This window comes from Aminobacter carboxidus (assembly GCF_014863355.1).
Taxonomy (GTDB): Bacteria; Pseudomonadota; Alphaproteobacteria; order Rhizobiales; family Rhizobiaceae; genus Aminobacter; species Aminobacter carboxidus.
Window position 1 is genome coordinate 307,441 of record NZ_JACZEP010000006.1, and the last position, 15,259, is coordinate 322,699.

Consider the following 15,259-nt stretch of genomic DNA (forward strand, 5'->3'; position numbering starts at 1 on the left):
TAAGGTGCGGGTTATGACATTTCGGCAACACGCATCGCGGGAAAATCCAACGGATTCAACGATAGGCGGTATTGATGCAACCTGAAGCTACCTGCGGTCGCCTGACGGGAGCTTGTCTGGAATAATCAGCGGATGGGTTCAAAACGTGAACAAATGATGCGATGATTGGTCCATGCCGATCATTTCACCTTTAGCTTCCAACCCTCTCATCGATGGTCGCCAGTCCGAGCGGGCGATGCTGGTGCGCCGCGGCGTGCAGCGTTTGCTGATGCAGATGGGTGCCCATGTGCTGCCCGAACTGTCGCTGGCGACGGGCCGCCGCGCCGACCTCGTGGCGCTGACGCGCCAGGGCGACGTCTGGATCATCGAGATCAAGTCGTCGATCGAGGACTTCCGCGTCGACCGCAAATGGCCCGACTACCGGTTGCATTCCGACCGCTTCTTCTTCGCCACCCATCCCGAGGTGCCGGCCGAGATTTTCCCCGAGGAATGCGGCTTCATCCTGTCGGACGGCTATGGCGCAGAGATCATGCGCGACGCGCCCGAGCACAGGATGGTAGCGGCGACGCGCAAGGCGCTGATGCTGCGCATTGCCCGTGCCGGTGCGGCCCGACTGCTGGCGGCGGAACTGGCAGGGGTGTCGGTGCCGGCGCTGGAGGGGGAGAGTGAGTAAGGGAATAGGGCAGTAAGGCAATAAGGCAGTAAGGCAGGCTAATCAGCAGCCCCTATGCCTTACTGCCCTATTCCCCTAATACCTCGCTTACCGCGGGGCCCGCTTGGCGAGGATGCGCTGGAGCGTGCGGCGGTGCATGTTGAGACGGCGCGCGGTTTCCGAGACGTTGCGCTCGCACATCTCGTAGACGCGCTGGATATGCTCCCAGCGGACACGATCGGCCGACATCGGATTTTCCGGCGGGGCGGCGCGCTCTCCAGACGAATTGGTGAGTGCTGCATAGACGTCGTCGGCATCGGCCGGCTTGGACAGGTAGTCGATGGCGCCAAGCTTTACCGCGGTGACGGCGGTGGCGATGTTGCCGTAGCCGGTGAGGATCACGGTGCGGGTATCTTCGCGGCGCTCGCGGATGGCCGAGACAACATCGAGGCCGTTGCCATCGCCCAGCCGCATGTCGACGACGGCGTAAGCCGGCGGATTGGAGCGCACCTTGGCGACAGCTTCCTCGACGCTCTCGGCAGTGTCGACGGCAAAGCCGCGGCTTTCCATGGCGCGGGCCAGGCGGGTCAGGAAGGGCTTATCGTCATCGACGAGCAGCAGTGAGTGGTCTTCGCCCGGCAACCCCGATGCAATGTCCTGGGTGGTCATCGCCTTTGATCCTTTTTGTCGTTGATCCCAGTCGTTCTTATGGTTTTTCCATGCAGATATAGGTGCAAAGCTCCGATGTCCAATGCCGGGGCCACTTTGCCGCAAGGGTGCCGGCGCTCTGGAGCACCCGTCGCGGCTTGGTTCAGGCGGTGTCGAACATCGTCGTACCGGCCGGCAGCCGGCTCAGGAAGGCGGCGCGCGGCCAGGAGATCTCGACCACGGCACCCTCGCCCGGTCCGCTCGAATTGGTGAAGCTGATCTCGGCACCCGAGCGCTCGAGCAAGGTCTTGGCGATGAACAGGCCGAGGCCGAGGCCGCCGCCGGGCTCGGCGCCCTGGCGGGTCGACATGTAGGGCTCGCCGATGCGATCGATGATATCAGGCGGGAAGCCGGGGCCATCATCCAGGATGCTGAAGCTGACATCCTCGTCGTCCCAGCTCCAGCGGATGGTAACGCGGCTGCGGGCGAAATCGACGGCGTTTTCGACAAGGTTGCCAAGGCCGTAGATGACGCCCGGGTTGCGGTGGCCAACCGGCTCGGGGCCGATGCGCTCGCCGGGATCGAGCTTGATCGAGATGCCGAAATCGCGATGGGGGGCGATGACCTCTTCGACGAGCGAGGTCAGCGGCAGCCGGGCGAGATGCTCCTCGCCCTCCGACGACAGAGAAGTGAGCCGCTTCAGGATCTCACGGCAACGCTCGCTCTGGCTGCGCAGCAGCACCACGTCCTCGCCGAACTTGGGATCGTTGCCGAGCGCACGCTCCATCTCCTTGGCGACAAGGGTGATGGTGGCAAGCGGCGTGCCGAGCTCGTGGGCGGCAGCCGCAGCAAGACCATCGAGCGCCGACAGATGCTGCTCGCGCTGCAAGACGAGCTCGGTCGCGGCAAGCGCGTTGGCGAGCAGGCGCGCCTCCTCGGCGACGCGGAAGGCGTACATTGCGGTGAAGGCGATCGAGCAGCAGACCGCGATCCAGATACCCGCCGTGTAGATGAACGGCATGGCCAGAACGATGCCGTCGTACCAGGGCAGCGGCAGGTGGAAAAAGGCGAGCAGGCTGACCATGACGATAACCACAACCGCCAGCATGGCAGTCAGCCGCAGCGGCAGCGACGTCGCCGAAATGACCACGGGCACTGTCATCAGCAGCGCAAACGGATTGGTCAGCCCGCCGGTCATGAACAGCAGACCGGCAAGCTGCAGGCTGTCGAAGGTGAGGATGCCGAAGGCGGCGAACGGGTTGAGCCGGTGCGTGGCCGGATAACGGAAGGCGAGGAACAGGTTGAGCCAGGCGGAACTGGCGATGAGCGCGAAACACAGGCTCACCGGCAACGGGAATTCGAGCCAGTAGGCGACCACCACGACGGTGAAACTCTGACCGACGATGGCAAGCCAGCGCAGGCGGATCAGCGTGTTGAGCCGGAGCCTGTGGCTCTGCTGGAGGTCGGGCGCGCGCATCAGTGAGTTCATGCCAGCTATATGCGCTGCAAGGCGCGCCCGCGCCAAGCCCTGGCTTGTTGTTTGAGCATGATCTTGTCCGAAAACCGGCATCCACTTTTCGGGATCATGCTTCAATTGTCTGAGCATGGTCTTATCCGAAAACCGGCATCCACTTTTCGGGACCATGCTTCAATTGTCTGAGCATGATCTTGTCCGAAAGCCGGCATCCACCGTTCGCTACCCGCACCTTGGGTTCGGGATCATGCTTCAGGTGCCGCGCGGTTTGGCGCGGGCGGTTGCCTGGGCCTCCAGCGGATTGTCGGGCCAGACATGCCTGGGATAGCGGCCGCGCATGTCGGAGCGCACGTCGGCCCATGAGCCGCGCCAGAAGCCGGGCAGGTCGCGCGTCGTCTGGATCGGCCGATGCGCCGGCGACAGCAGTTCGAGCGTCAGTGGCACGGTGCCGCCGGCGATCGAGGGATGCTTGTCCATGCCGAACAGCTCCTGCACACGCACCGCCAAGACCGGCCACTCGCCATCGTAGCGGATCGGCACATGGCTGCCGGACGGGGCGCTGAAATGGGTCGGCGCCAGCGAGCCGATCTTGCGCTGGAGATCGTGCGGGACGAGTGACAACAGGGCGTCGTGGACCAAGCCGGCGCCGATGCGGGCGAACGACGCCTCACCACGCAGGAACGGCAGCAGCCATTCCTCGATACGGTCGAGCAGCGCTTCCTCGGACATGTCGGGCCAAGGCTCGCCGAGGCCGCGATGCAGCCAGGTCAGACGCTGGCGCAGCGTTTCGGCCTCCTTGCCCCAGTCGAGCAGGTCGAGGCCATGGGTTCGCAGCGCTTCGACAATGGCACGGTCGGCCTCCTCGCCCTTCGGCGCCGGCAACATGCGCTCGGACAGGGTGACCGCGCCGATGCGGATAGTTTCGCGGACGCGGACCGTACGCTTGTCCTTGTCGAAACTGGCTTCGGTCTTGCGCTGCAGATGGCTCGCCAGGACATCGCGAATGTCGGCCTCGCTCACCGCCGCGGTGGACGAGATGCGGGCGTTCTGCGCCTTGCCCTGCAGATCGGCGACGACGAGGTACTGCTCGCCGGCGAGCGGATCGGCGGCGTCGACTGACGCGCCGCTGCCATTGGCGAGCACGAAACGCCCGCGTTCGCCGCGTGCCTTGGCGACGCGGTCGGGCCAGGCGAGGAGGAGAAGGGCGCCTATTGAGGTCGAGCCGGCCTGCGCAGCCTTGCCGTCGCCCGCATGACGCGCCAACCGCTCCGCCAGTTGCCGGGCGGCGTTGGCACGCGGCGAGCGCTCGGAGCGGAAGCGCTGCAGGCGGCGTTCGAGATCGGCGCTGTCGCCGCCAAGTCCGCGTTCGGTCATCAGCACGGCAAGCTGTGCTGCCTCAAGTGCCGCACCCTGGCGCGCGGCTTCAGCGACCATGTGGGCGAGACGGACAGGCAGCGCCAGCTTGCGCATCGCCTGGCCGGAGGGCGTCAGGCGACCGTCGGCGTCGATGGCGTCGAGCTCGACGAGAAGTGCCCTCGCCTCGGCCAAGGCAGGTGCTGGCGGCGTGTCGAGGAAGGCGAGCGTCGAGGGGTCGGCGACACCGAAGGCGGCGCAGTCGAGCAGGAAGCCGGACAGGTCGGCCTCTGTTATCTCGGGTGGCGAGAAGGCGGGCAGTGCGGCAGTCTGCTCGGCGCGCCACAGGCGCACGGCGACGCCGGGGCTGGTGCGGCCGGCACGTCCGGCGCGCTGGTCGGCAGCGGCGCGCGAGGCACGAACGGTTTCGAGGCGGGTCAGGCCACTCGCTGGTTCGTATTTCGGCAGGCGCGACAGACCGGAATCGATGACGACACGAACGCCGTCGATGGTGATCGAGGTCTCAGCGATGGCAGTGGCAAGCACCACCTTGCGGCGGCCTGCGGGCGCCGGCTTGATCGCCGCATCCTGCGCCTTGCCGTCGAGCATGCCATACAGCGGCACGATGTCGGTGTCGGCATTGATGCGGCCGTCGAGGCGCTCGGCGGTGCGCTCGATCTCGCGCTGGCCGGGCAGGAAGGCAAGCACGCTGCCCGGCTCGCTGGCCAAGGCATCGCGGATCGCCTTGGCCATGGCGTCCTCGATGGCAACGCCGGCCGGGCGCTCGTCATAACGGATGTCGACAGGGAAGCTGCGGCCCTGGCTTTCGATGACCGCAGCACCGTCGAGCAGCCTTGAAACGCGGGCGCCGTCGAGCGTCGCCGACATGACGATCAGACGGAGGTCAGGCCGCAACGCTCCCTGCACGTCGAGCGCCAAGGCAAGGCCGAAATCGCCATCAAGCGAGCGCTCGTGGAACTCGTCGAACAGCACGGCTGACACACCGGGCAGTTCGGGGTCGTCGAGGATCATGCGGGCCAGCACGCCCTCGGTGACGACGAGGATTTTCGTCCGCGCGCTGACCTTGTTTTCCATGCGCATGGCGTAGCCGACAATCCCACCCGGCTCCTCGCCGAGCAGCGAGGCCATGCGGCGGGCGGCAGCACGCGCGGTAAGCCGGCGCGGTTCGAGCAGGATGATCCTGCCGTCGCCGCGCCACGGCGCATCGAGCAATGCCAGCGGCACAAGCGTCGTCTTGCCGGCTCCGGGCGGTGCGACCAGCACGGCGCTGTTACCGGCAACAAGTGCCTCGGCAAGTTGCGGCAAGACCGCCGTCACCGGCAGGTCGGGGAGCTTGGTCATCGGTTACGTTTCCGGCCTTTTTGCCGCGTGGGCGGTGAGCCGGCAATATCAGCGGAAGCGGGCATGAGGCAACACGGTCGACACCGGAAGCACGGGCACCTGTGCAACAATGGCCGAGGTGCTGCCGTTGCCGCCAAAGCCTGCCCAGCATTCTTACGGTCCGTCGCGAGGATTGATCGCGACCGCTGCCGGCAGCCCTTTCCCCGCCTGAAACGAGGCTCATGTGACGATCACCTGACAGTTTTGCGACAGGAGAGGCCCATGACGCAGCTTATCGGCACAGCAGTGCATGACGCTCCGGCGAACGTCGAGCAGCGTGACCGGTCCTGGTTGCCGGCCTGCGCGATATCAGTGATGAGCGCGGTCACCGTCACGGCTGCCCTCGCCGCTGTTTTCGCGCCCGGCATCCGCTCGATGTTGCTGCATGAGGACGGCATCATCGAGATGGGCACCGTCGTTTTCCTTGCGGCGGCCGTGGTTGGCGCGGGTGCTGCGGCAGTGCTTTCGGGGCTGCGCCTGCTACTGGCATTGGCGGGGTTGATCGGGCTCGCCGAACTGCTCGACGAGACAAGCTTCGGATCGCGCCTGTTCGGGTTCGAGCCGCTGCCGCTTTATGGCGGCGGGCAGCTCGACGGATTCCACGACCTGCTGATCCTGGCATTTCGGCTGCTGCAGGGCGTCAGCCAGAACCTTGCCTGGCTGCTGGTTGGCCTGATGCTGGTACTGTCGGCCGGGCTGGTCCTGTTTGCGCTGCGCCAGACAGCACGCAACATGGCGGGGTCGACGACGCCGCTCTCCGGCCATGTACTTTTGTTGTTGCATGTCGGCCTCATCGGCCTGGCGCAGGTCATCGACATCGCAGCATCGTCGCGCGCGCTCGCCGCCGTCGAAGAGGTGCTCGAACTCAACGCCGCGATATTGCTGGCATTTTATGTGGTGCAGGTGGGGTGGGTGGAATCCGCTCGCAGCATTTGGGCAAGGAAGACGCCCTGAAATGCCCCCTCTCCGTCACGGCTTTGAGTGACACCTCTCCCCCACCGCGTGGGGCGAGGAATCCACGCTGCAAGGCCCCTACCTCACCCTCACCCACTTCTGCTCGGCGAACGACTGCGCCATGGCGTGCACTGTGCGCTCGATCTCCAGCCCTTCGTCGAAGTCGATGACGCGCGCCGGTTGACCAGCGATGCGTGCGAGCAGTTCACGGCACTCGATGGTCTTCAAGTCGTTGAAGCCGAGGCCGTGGCCGGGCGCGGGGATGAACTTGCCGTAGGGCGCGTGGGCGGGGGCCGCGAGAATGGTGCGGTAGCCCTGTTCGGTCGCACGGTCGGAGGTGACGTAGAGCTGGATCTCGTTGAAACGCTCCTGGTCGAAGACGATCGAACCCTTCGAACCGAAGATCTGGACCTGGATACGGCCCTTGCGGCCCCAGGCCGAGCGATTGACCAGAAGCGTGCCCGACACGCCGTTCTCCAGATGGATCAGGCTCGAGGCGATATCATAGGTCTCGACCGTGCGGCGACCGCCGCCTGTTACCTGCCGGTCTGGATAGGGTTTCGCCATGTCGCACATGACCGAACCGACGCGGCCGAACAGCACTGATATCAGTGACAGCGGGTGGACGGCGAAATCGTCGAGCGCGCCATAGCCTGATGTCGCCTCGTGCTTCCAGAAGAACGGCGCGTCGGGATCGGCCATGAAGTCCTCGTCCATCTCGACGCGGAGATGGTTGACGTCGCCAATGAGCTTCTCGTCGAGCAGTTGGCCGATGTGGCGGATGGCCGGGCTCTGGACGTAGTTGTAGCCGAGTACGGCGACCTTGCCCGACTTGCGCGCGGCGGCGGCCATCGCCTCGGCTTCGGCGAGTGTCGGCGCCATCGGCTTTTCGCACCACAAATGCTTGCCGGCTTCGAGGATGGCGATGGCCATCTCGGGATGGAATTGATTGGGCGTGGTCAGCGAGACGATTTCGACCTCGGGGTCGGCGATAACGGCGCGCCAGTCGCCGGAAGATTTCTCGAAACCGAGTTCAGACGCTCGTTGGGCAGCGAGGTCGGCATTGGCTTCGCCGAGATGGACGAGCCGGGGCTTTTCCACGTCGCCGAACACTGTGCGCACCGAATTCCACGCCAGCGCATGGCACTTGCCCATGAAGCCGGTTCCGATAAGACCAACACCTGTCACTTCACGCTCTCCCGGTTTATAGAGCTTCGCATTCCAAGGCGTCGGAACGGGCTCAAACTTTTTGCCGGAGCATGATCTTATCCAAAAACCGGTTCCCACTTTTTGGGATCATGCCCATGACGGATTGAATAGTCGAATTTTGGCGAAAATGGAACATACGGTTCATTTTATTTGGACAGCCCGTGGTCCCGGCGTTATGGTGGAATAGGTGGAGGCGGAATGGACGACATGGCAGAGACGATTTCGGAGGCGCTGCCGCGCGATTTCGAGGCGCTGAGGGCGCTGATCCTCGACCGCCGCCAGACGCTGCCGAAGCGCATCGCGCAGGTGGCGGCCTATGCGCTCGACAATCCCGACGAGATCGCCTTCGGCACAGCCGCCAGCATCGCGACATCGGCGGGCGTGCAGCCCTCGACGCTGATCCGTTTTGCCCAGCATCTCGGCTATGACGGCTTCACCTCCTTGCAGCAGGTTTTCCGCGAAAGGCTGCGCGAGCGCACGACGTCTTATGAAGAGCGGCTGACGGTGGTGCGCGGCGACGCCGACGAAGGCACCTCCAATCGCCGCATCGTCGACGGTTTCCTGGCAGCGGCCAGCAAGTCGCTCGACGTGATGTCACGCAACCTCGACGACGACACACTCGACCGTGCCATCGACATCCTCAACGGCGCCGAGACGATCTATATCCTGGCGCGGCGCCGCTCATACCCGGTCGCCAGCTACATCGCCTATGCGCTGGGCAAGCTCGGCGTGCGCAGCCAGCTGATCGAATCCGCGTCGGGCCTCAGCCCCGAGATCATCTCGTTTGCCTCGTCCAGGGATGCGGTGATCGCCATCAGCTTCTCGCCCTATGCCTCGGCAACCGTCGAGGAGGCGCGCATTCTGTCGGCCAACAACGTGCCGGTCATCGCCATCACCGACAGCGCGTTTTCGCCCTTGGCGCAGTTTGCCAAGGTGTGGTTCGAGGTGGCCGAGGCCGATTTCGGCGGCTTCCGCTCGCTGGCCGCCACCATGGCGCTGGCGATGGGGCTGACCGTCGGCGTGGCCGAGATGCGACGCGGCCGCAAGGGCCGGAAATCGGCCAACTCCAAGGCTTGAAACCGCGCCTGAACTGCACGAAATGCATGGCAGCTGCCCGCAGTCATCATACCAGAGGTCTGCTGGGGCGAAAAATGGTTGACGCAAGGGCGATAGTGGCTCAATCCCACTGTTAGCCATCTATTGTATGAGAGAGCCCCCATGCCTGCTTATCGTTCGCGCACCACCACCCACGGCCGCAACATGGCGGGTGCCCGTGGCCTTTGGCGCGCCACCGGCATGAAAGACACCGATTTCGGCAAGCCGATCATTGCTGTCGTAAACTCCTTCACCCAGTTCGTGCCCGGTCACGTGCACCTGAAGGACCTCGGTCAGCTGGTCGCCCGCGAGATCGAGGCTGCCGGCGGCGTGGCCAAGGAATTCAACACCATCGCCGTCGACGACGGCATCGCCATGGGCCACGACGGCATGCTCTATTCGCTGCCGAGCCGCGAGATCATCGCCGACAGCGTCGAATACATGGTCAATGCGCATTGTGCCGACGCCATGGTCTGCATCTCCAATTGCGACAAGATCACGCCCGGCATGCTGATGGCCGCGATGCGCCTCAACATCCCTGCGGTGTTCGTTTCGGGCGGCCCGATGGAAGCCGGCAAGGTGGTGCTCGGCGGCAAGAACGTCGCGCTCGACCTGGTCGACGCCATGGTTGCCGCCGCCGACGACAAGGTTTCGGACGAGGACGTCAAGATCATCGAGCGTTCGGCCTGCCCGACCTGCGGCTCGTGCTCGGGCATGTTCACCGCCAATTCGATGAACTGCCTGACCGAAGCGCTCGGCCTGTCGCTGCCCGGCAACGGCTCGACGCTGGCAACGCATGCCGACCGCAAGCGGCTGTTCGTCGAAGCCGGTCACCTGATCGTCGACCTCGCCCAGCGTTATTACGAGCAGGACGACGAAAGCGTTCTGCCGCGCAACATCGCTTCCAAGGGCGCGTTCGAAAACGCCATGGCGCTCGACATCGCCATGGGTGGGTCGACCAACACGGTGCTGCACATCCTGGCTACGGCGCATGAAGGCGAGATCGACTTCGACCAGGACGATATCGACGCGCTGTCGCGTAAGGTGCCGGTGCTGTGCAAGGTGGCGCCGGCCAAGGCCGATGTGCACATGGAAGACGTCCATCGCGCCGGCGGCATTTTTGCCATCCTCGGCCAGCTCGACAAGGCCGGCCTGCTCAACCGCGACCTGCCGACCGTGCATACGGCGACGATCGGGGAAGCCATCGATCATTGGGACACCTCGCGGACCAAGAGCCAGGCCGTGCGCGACTTCTACCTCGCCGCCCCCGGCGGCGTGCCGACGCAGACAGCCTTCAGCCAGGACCGGCGATGGGACGATCTCGACCTCGACCGCGAAAAGGGCGTCATCCGCTCGGCCGAACATGCCTTCTCCAAGGACGGCGGCCTCGCCATATTGAAGGGCAACATCGCGCGCGACGGCTGCGTGGTGAAGACCGCCGGCGTCGACGAGTCGATCCTGAAATTCTCTGGCCCGGCGCGCGTGTTCGAAAGCCAGGACGCCTCGGTCAAGGCGATCCTTGCCAATGAGGTTGTGGCCGGCGACGTGGTGGTGATCCGCTACGAGGGCCCGAAGGGCGGCCCCGGCATGCAGGAAATGCTCTATCCGACCAGCTACCTCAAGTCGAAGGGCCTGGGCAAAGCCTGCGCGCTTCTGACAGACGGCCGCTTCTCGGGTGGTACATCGGGCCTGTCGATCGGCCACGTCTCGCCTGAGGCGGCGAATGGCGGCACGATCGGGCTGGTGCGCGAGGGCGACATCATCGACATCGACATCCCCAACCGCACGATCAGCCTGCGCGTCGACGAAGCGACGCTCGCCGCCCGCCGCGCCGAACAGGACGCAAAGGGCTGGAAGCCGGTCGAAGTGCGCAAGCGCAAGGTGACCAAGGCGCTGAAGGCCTATGCCGCTTTCGCAACCTCGGCCGACCGTGGCGCGGTACGCGACCTCGGCGATTTCGAGTAGGCTTGCGACGGACGAAAGCAAAAGGGCCCGCATCGCGGGCCCTTTTTCGTTTGGCGTCTTCCACAAACCAGGATGGGCTGGTCACAGCGCCCCAGCCATCGCGGCGTTGATCCAGCTCCATTCCTCGCTGATCGTGTCGGGCTGGCGGTCGCCTCTGACAATGCGGAGCAGCTCATAGTAGCGCGCGGAACGCGAGTGGTACTTGCGGTATTGGCTGTCGTGCCACTCCAGGAACGCCCTGTCGGGCGTCCGGTTCATCGCCCTGGCCGAGCTTGCCAGCCAATCGCGGGCGATCGCCTTGCCGGTTTCGGACTCCGGCTTCTCGCCCTTGTCTATTGCCTCCCGGACGCGTGCGAAGGTCGCGTTGGACGCCTCGGCATAGGCGGCGGGATCGAACTCACCGTCCCACATCGACGACATGCTCTTGCGTAGCTCGGCGGCGTATTCCTTGTCCGAAACCAAGGCCATGATCTCGGTCCAGGCGTCGACCTGCTCGGGTGTGGGATCGTCAGGCAAATCCGGTGTCGAAGCGTCGATCATCTGCTTCTTCCATTCCGGCGAAACGTTCGCGTCGGAGGCCACATCTTCGAAGAAGCGCTCGATAGCGGCGCGGAATTCGCTCTGCGATAGTTTTGTCACGGTCCATATTCTCCTGAGGTCTTCTGTTGTCGGGTCGGGAACCCGGATGGCCGCCCTGAGGGCGGCCGCGACACGGCGCTTGGATTTGATTTCCGCCTCGAGCGCCTTGAGCCTGAGCTCCAGCACTGCCGATATGGCGAGGCGGTTCGACAGGATCTTGCCGATCTCGGAGAGGCTCACGCCGGCATCGCGCAGGGCGAGGATAAGTCCGAGTCGTTCGAGGTCGGCTGCCGAATACATGCGGTAGCCGCTCTCCGCCCTCACCGTCGGGGGCAAAAGCCCCTTGTCGGAATAGAAACGCAGCTTGCGAACGGTGATGCCGCTCAGCCTCGAAAGCTCGCCGATGGTGTAGATCCTGTCGTCCATGACAGCCCTTCTAGGTGCTCCACCAAGTGGAGAGTCAACAACGCCCACAAAGAGAAATGTATTGCCTGCAAACGGAACTAAAGGTGGCGCGTGAGAATTTCCTTCTCAAGCTTTCGCACTAAACGAAAAGCCCTGCCTTTGTTCACTTGGGGTGGCGCCGGTAAATGCGGCCAGGATGGCCGAACGGCCGCATGAAGCTTCCGGGCGGCTGGTGTCCGCCCGCCCGACATGGGATATTCCAATGAACCTGCCTGCCAAGGGAGATGCCGCCATGCGCCGCTTGAACCCGCCCTTCAGGTCCGTGCTCGATTTGATCGGCGAAACGCCCGTCGTCGAGCTGACGCGCTTCGACACCGGCCTATGCCGGCTGTTCATCAAGCTGGAAAGCCAGAACCCCGGCGGCTCGATCAAGGACCGCATCGCGCTGTCGATGATCGCGGCGGCCGAGCGCGAGGGCAAGCTCAAGCGTGGCGGCACCATCGTCGAGGCGACCGCCGGCAATACCGGTCTTGGGCTGGCCCAGGTCGGCATCCCCAAGGGCTACCGCATCATCCTCGTGGTGCCCGACAAGATGAGCCGGGAGAAGATCCAGCACCTGCGCGCGCTTGGCGCCGAGGTCAGGCTGACACGCTCCGACGTCGGCAAGGGCCACGCCGAATATTACCAGGACATGGCCGAGAAGATCGCCGCCGAGACCCCTGGTTCGTTCTACGTGAACCAGTTCGCCAACCCGGCCAACCCTGAGGCGCATGAGAAGACGACCGGACCGGAGATCTGGGAGCAGCTCGACGGCGACGTCGACGCGGTGGTGGTGGGCGTCGGCTCCGGCGGCACGCTGACCGGGCTCGGGCGCTACTTCGCCAAAGTGTCGCCCAAGACCGAGATGGTGCTGGCCGATCCGCTGGGCTCGGTGCTGGCGCCGCTGGTCAAGACCGGCAAGATGGAAGAGGCAGGCAGCTGGACCGTCGAAGGCATCGGCGAGGACTTCGTGCCGCCGAACTGCGACCTGTCGCTGGTCAGACGCGCCTACACGGTCAACGACAAGGCAAGCATGCTGGCGGTGCGCGACCTGCTTGCCAAGGAAGGCATCCTGGCCGGCTCGTCGTCGGGCACGCTGCTGTCGGCGGCCCTGCGCTACTGCCGCGAGCAGAAGACGCCAAAGCGCGTGGTGACGTTCGTCTGCGACAGCGGCAACAAATATCTATCCAAGGTGTTCGACGACTTCTGGCTCGCCGAACAGGGGCTGGACGAGCGCGAACATCATGGCGATCTCAGCGACCTGGTAGCGCGCTCGCATCGCGAGGGCGGCACGGTGTTTGTCGGGCCCGGCGACAGCCTGCTGACGGCCTATGGCCGGATGCGGCGTGGGGACGTGTCGCAGCTGCCGGTGCTCGAAGACGGCAAGCTCGTCGGTATCGTCGACGAGAGCGACATACTGGCTGTTGTCGAAGGACCCTATGACAGCCGCTGGAACCGCTTCAACGCACCCGTCTCGACCGCCATGGCAAAGGACCTGCACACGCTGCAGGCGAACCAGACACTCGATGCGCTTTTGCCGATCTTCGACCGCAACGAAGTGGCGATCATCTTCGACGGCGAGGAATTTGTCGGGCTGATCACTCGGGTCGACCTCATCAACCATCTCAGGCGGACAAAATGACGACGCAGAAGAACCGGCTGGCATTTTCGACGCGCACCATCCACGGCGGCCAGAGCCACGACCCGACGACGGGTGCGGTGATGGTGCCGATCTACGCCACTTCGACCTATGGCCAGCAGAGCCCGGGCGTGCACAAGGGTTTTGAGTACGCGCGCAGCCAGAACCCGACGCGCTTTGCCTTCGAGCGCGCCATCGCCGACCTCGAAAGCGGCAGTGCCGGCTTCGCCTTTGCCTCGGGGCTCGCGGCCATCGCCACGGTGTTCGAGTTGCTCGATACGGGCGCGCACATCGTTGCCACCGACGACATCTATGGCGGCACGTTTCGGTTGCTGGAACGCGTGCGCAAGCGCTCGGCCGGGCTTCAGGTGACGTTCGTCGACTTCACCGATCTCGCCGCGGTGGAAGCCGCGATACGGCCGGAGACCAAGATGCTGTGGGTCGAAACGCCGACCAACCCGCTGCTGCGTGTCGTCGATCTCGAAGGCGTCGCCGCTTTGGCCAAACGCAAGGGCGTGCTGTCGGTCGCCGACAACACCTTTTGCAGTCCCTATCTGCAGCGGCCGCTGGAGCTAGGGATCGACATCGTCGTGCATTCGACGACGAAGTATCTCAACGGCCATTCCGACATGGTCGGCGGCTGCGTGGTGGTCGGCGACAACAAGGATCTGCGCGACCAGCTGAAATTCCTGCAGAATGCCATCGGCGCGATCTCCGGGCCGTTCGACAGCTTTTTGGCCCTGCGCGGCATCAAGACACTGGCGCTCAGGATGGAGCGTCATTCGCAGAACGGGGCGAAGATCGCGCGCTGGCTGGAAGCGCGCAAGGATGTGCGTCGGGTGATCTATCCCGGTCTCGAAAGCCACCCGCAGCACGCCATCGCCAAGGCGCAGATGTATCATTTCGGCGGCATGATATCGGTCGACCTCGACCGCGATCTCGCCGGCACCAAGCGCTTCCTCGAACGCACGCAGCTGTTCACGCTGGCCGAGAGCCTGGGCGGCGTCGAAAGCCTGATCGAACACCCGGCGCTGATGACGCATGGCTCGATCCCGGCGGAAAAGCGCGCCGAGATCGGCATCTCGGATTCGCTCGTCAGGCTATCGGCGGGCATCGAGGACGGGGATGATCTGATCGCCGATCTGGAGCAGGCGCTGGCGCGATAGTTCGGCCTTTTCGCGGCTGAAGATTGGCGCTGCTTGCGCGGGGTGGTAGCGCGGGAAGTCGCGGCTAGCCCCCTTCCCCCCATGCTTACGGGAGAAGGTCCCGGCAGGCGCATGAGGGGCAGCGCTGCGGCTGGTGCCCCTGCCTCACACGCTCTCGAACCCGACCAAAAACTTGCTGAGCAGCGCGTCGAGCGCCGCCCGCTCCTGCTTGGTCAGCATCGAGACGATCCGCGTCTGCGTCGCGACATGGTCGGTGACGGCGGCGTCGATGGTGGCGAAGCCCTTGTCGGTCAGCGAGACGATGAAGCTGCGGCGGTCGTCGGGGTTGAGCCGGCGTTCGACAAGGCCGGCCTTTTCGAGCTGGTCGACACGGTTGGTCATGGTGCCCGAGGTGATCATCATCGTTGCCGAGAGATCGCCGGGGGACAGCGCGTAAGGCGGCCCCGATCGGCGCAGCGTCGCCAGCACGTCAAAGCTGGCGAAATTCAGCCCGTGCGCGGCGAAGGTCTTATCCATCTCGCGGCCGAGATGCTGCGACACCCTGTTGGCGCGGCCGATAAGCCCCATCGGCGCGACGTCGAGGTCGGGCCGTTCGCGGTTCCACTGGGCAAGAATGTCGTCAACCTGATCCATGGCTCACCATTCCGATTATTTCTCTTGACGTCAAGAGAATATGGATT

At 64.6% G+C, this 15,259-nt stretch carries 12 protein-coding genes; 6 read left to right on the forward strand and 6 right to left on the reverse strand.

The genetic code is table 11. The annotated features are described in order from the left end of the window. Nucleotides 1–172: 172 nt before the first annotated feature. Complete coding sequence (locus tag IHE39_RS20045; RefSeq protein WP_192567721.1) at nt 173–673, forward strand: MmcB family DNA repair protein; 501 nt, start codon at nt 173–175, stop codon at nt 671–673. A gap of 87 nt (nt 674–760) precedes the next feature. Here the strand turns inward: IHE39_RS20045 and IHE39_RS20050 are convergent, their stop codons facing one another. The 3 genes from IHE39_RS20050 to hrpB form a co-directional block, all read right to left on the reverse strand. Continuing rightward, nucleotides 761–1,321, reverse strand: coding sequence for an ActR/PrrA/RegA family redox response regulator transcription factor (locus IHE39_RS20050; RefSeq protein WP_115729821.1), 561 nt, complete (start codon nt 1,319–1,321; stop codon nt 761–763). Nucleotides 1,322–1,463: 142 nt separating this feature from the next. Beyond that, the gene (locus IHE39_RS20055) at nt 1,464–2,789 is read right to left on the reverse strand and encodes an ActS/PrrB/RegB family redox-sensitive histidine kinase (RefSeq protein ID WP_184770188.1); all 1,326 of its coding nucleotides are present in this window, start codon (nt 2,787–2,789) and stop codon (nt 1,464–1,466) included. A 237-nt stretch (nt 2,790–3,026) separates the two neighbouring features. Beyond that, nucleotides 3,027–5,489 carry an ATP-dependent helicase HrpB gene (hrpB, locus tag IHE39_RS20060; protein ID WP_192567722.1) on the reverse strand — a complete coding sequence of 821 codons (2,463 nt, stop codon included), beginning with the start codon at nt 5,487–5,489 and terminating at the stop codon, nt 3,027–3,029. A 261-nt stretch (nt 5,490–5,750) separates the two neighbouring features. Here hrpB and IHE39_RS20065 point away from each other — a divergent pair, with 261 nt between their 5' ends. Further along, on the forward strand, nt 5,751–6,482 hold the full coding sequence (locus tag IHE39_RS20065) for a hypothetical protein (protein WP_192567723.1): 732 nt from the start codon (nt 5,751–5,753) through the stop codon (nt 6,480–6,482). 78 nt (nt 6,483–6,560) lie between these two features. On the opposite strand, the gene IHE39_RS20070 is transcribed toward IHE39_RS20065, so the two are convergent. Continuing rightward, the gene (locus tag IHE39_RS20070) at nt 6,561–7,670 is read right to left on the reverse strand and encodes a Gfo/Idh/MocA family oxidoreductase (RefSeq protein WP_192567724.1); all 1,110 of its coding nucleotides are present in this window, start codon (nt 7,668–7,670) and stop codon (nt 6,561–6,563) included. Between the two features lie 219 nt (nt 7,671–7,889). Between IHE39_RS20070 and IHE39_RS20075 the strand changes: the two genes are divergently transcribed. Together IHE39_RS20075 and ilvD are read left to right on the forward strand one after the other, a co-directional pair. Beyond that, nucleotides 7,890–8,768, forward strand: a complete 879-nt coding sequence (locus IHE39_RS20075; protein WP_184770184.1) for a MurR/RpiR family transcriptional regulator — start codon at nt 7,890–7,892, stop codon at nt 8,766–8,768. 141 nt (nt 8,769–8,909) lie between these two features. After that, nucleotides 8,910–10,751, forward strand: coding sequence for a dihydroxy-acid dehydratase (gene ilvD, locus IHE39_RS20080; RefSeq protein ID WP_192567725.1), 1,842 nt, complete (start codon nt 8,910–8,912; stop codon nt 10,749–10,751). An 81-nt stretch (nt 10,752–10,832) separates the two neighbouring features. Here ilvD and IHE39_RS20085 read toward each other — a convergent pair whose 3' ends face one another. Further along, a complete protein-coding gene (locus IHE39_RS20085; protein WP_192567726.1) occupies nt 10,833–11,756 on the reverse strand; it encodes a MerR family transcriptional regulator in 924 nt (307 codons plus the stop codon). A 271-nt stretch (nt 11,757–12,027) separates the two neighbouring features. On the opposite strand from IHE39_RS20085, the gene IHE39_RS20090 reads away from it, so the two are divergent. Both IHE39_RS20090 and IHE39_RS20095 read left to right on the forward strand, forming a co-directional pair. Then, entirely contained in the window at nt 12,028–13,416 is a 1,389-nt protein-coding gene (locus tag IHE39_RS20090) for a pyridoxal-phosphate dependent enzyme (RefSeq protein ID WP_192567769.1), read from the forward strand. Continuing rightward, entirely contained in the window at nt 13,413–14,579 is a 1,167-nt protein-coding gene (locus IHE39_RS20095; protein ID WP_192567727.1) for a cystathionine gamma-synthase, read from the forward strand. The genes IHE39_RS20090 and IHE39_RS20095 overlap by 4 nt, the downstream gene beginning before the upstream one ends. Before the next feature lie 144 nt (nt 14,580–14,723). On the opposite strand, the gene IHE39_RS20100 is transcribed toward IHE39_RS20095, so the two are convergent. Then, the gene (locus IHE39_RS20100; protein ID WP_192567728.1) at nt 14,724–15,212 is read right to left on the reverse strand and encodes a MarR family winged helix-turn-helix transcriptional regulator; all 489 of its coding nucleotides are present in this window, start codon (nt 15,210–15,212) and stop codon (nt 14,724–14,726) included. Nucleotides 15,213–15,259 lie beyond the last annotated feature (47 nt).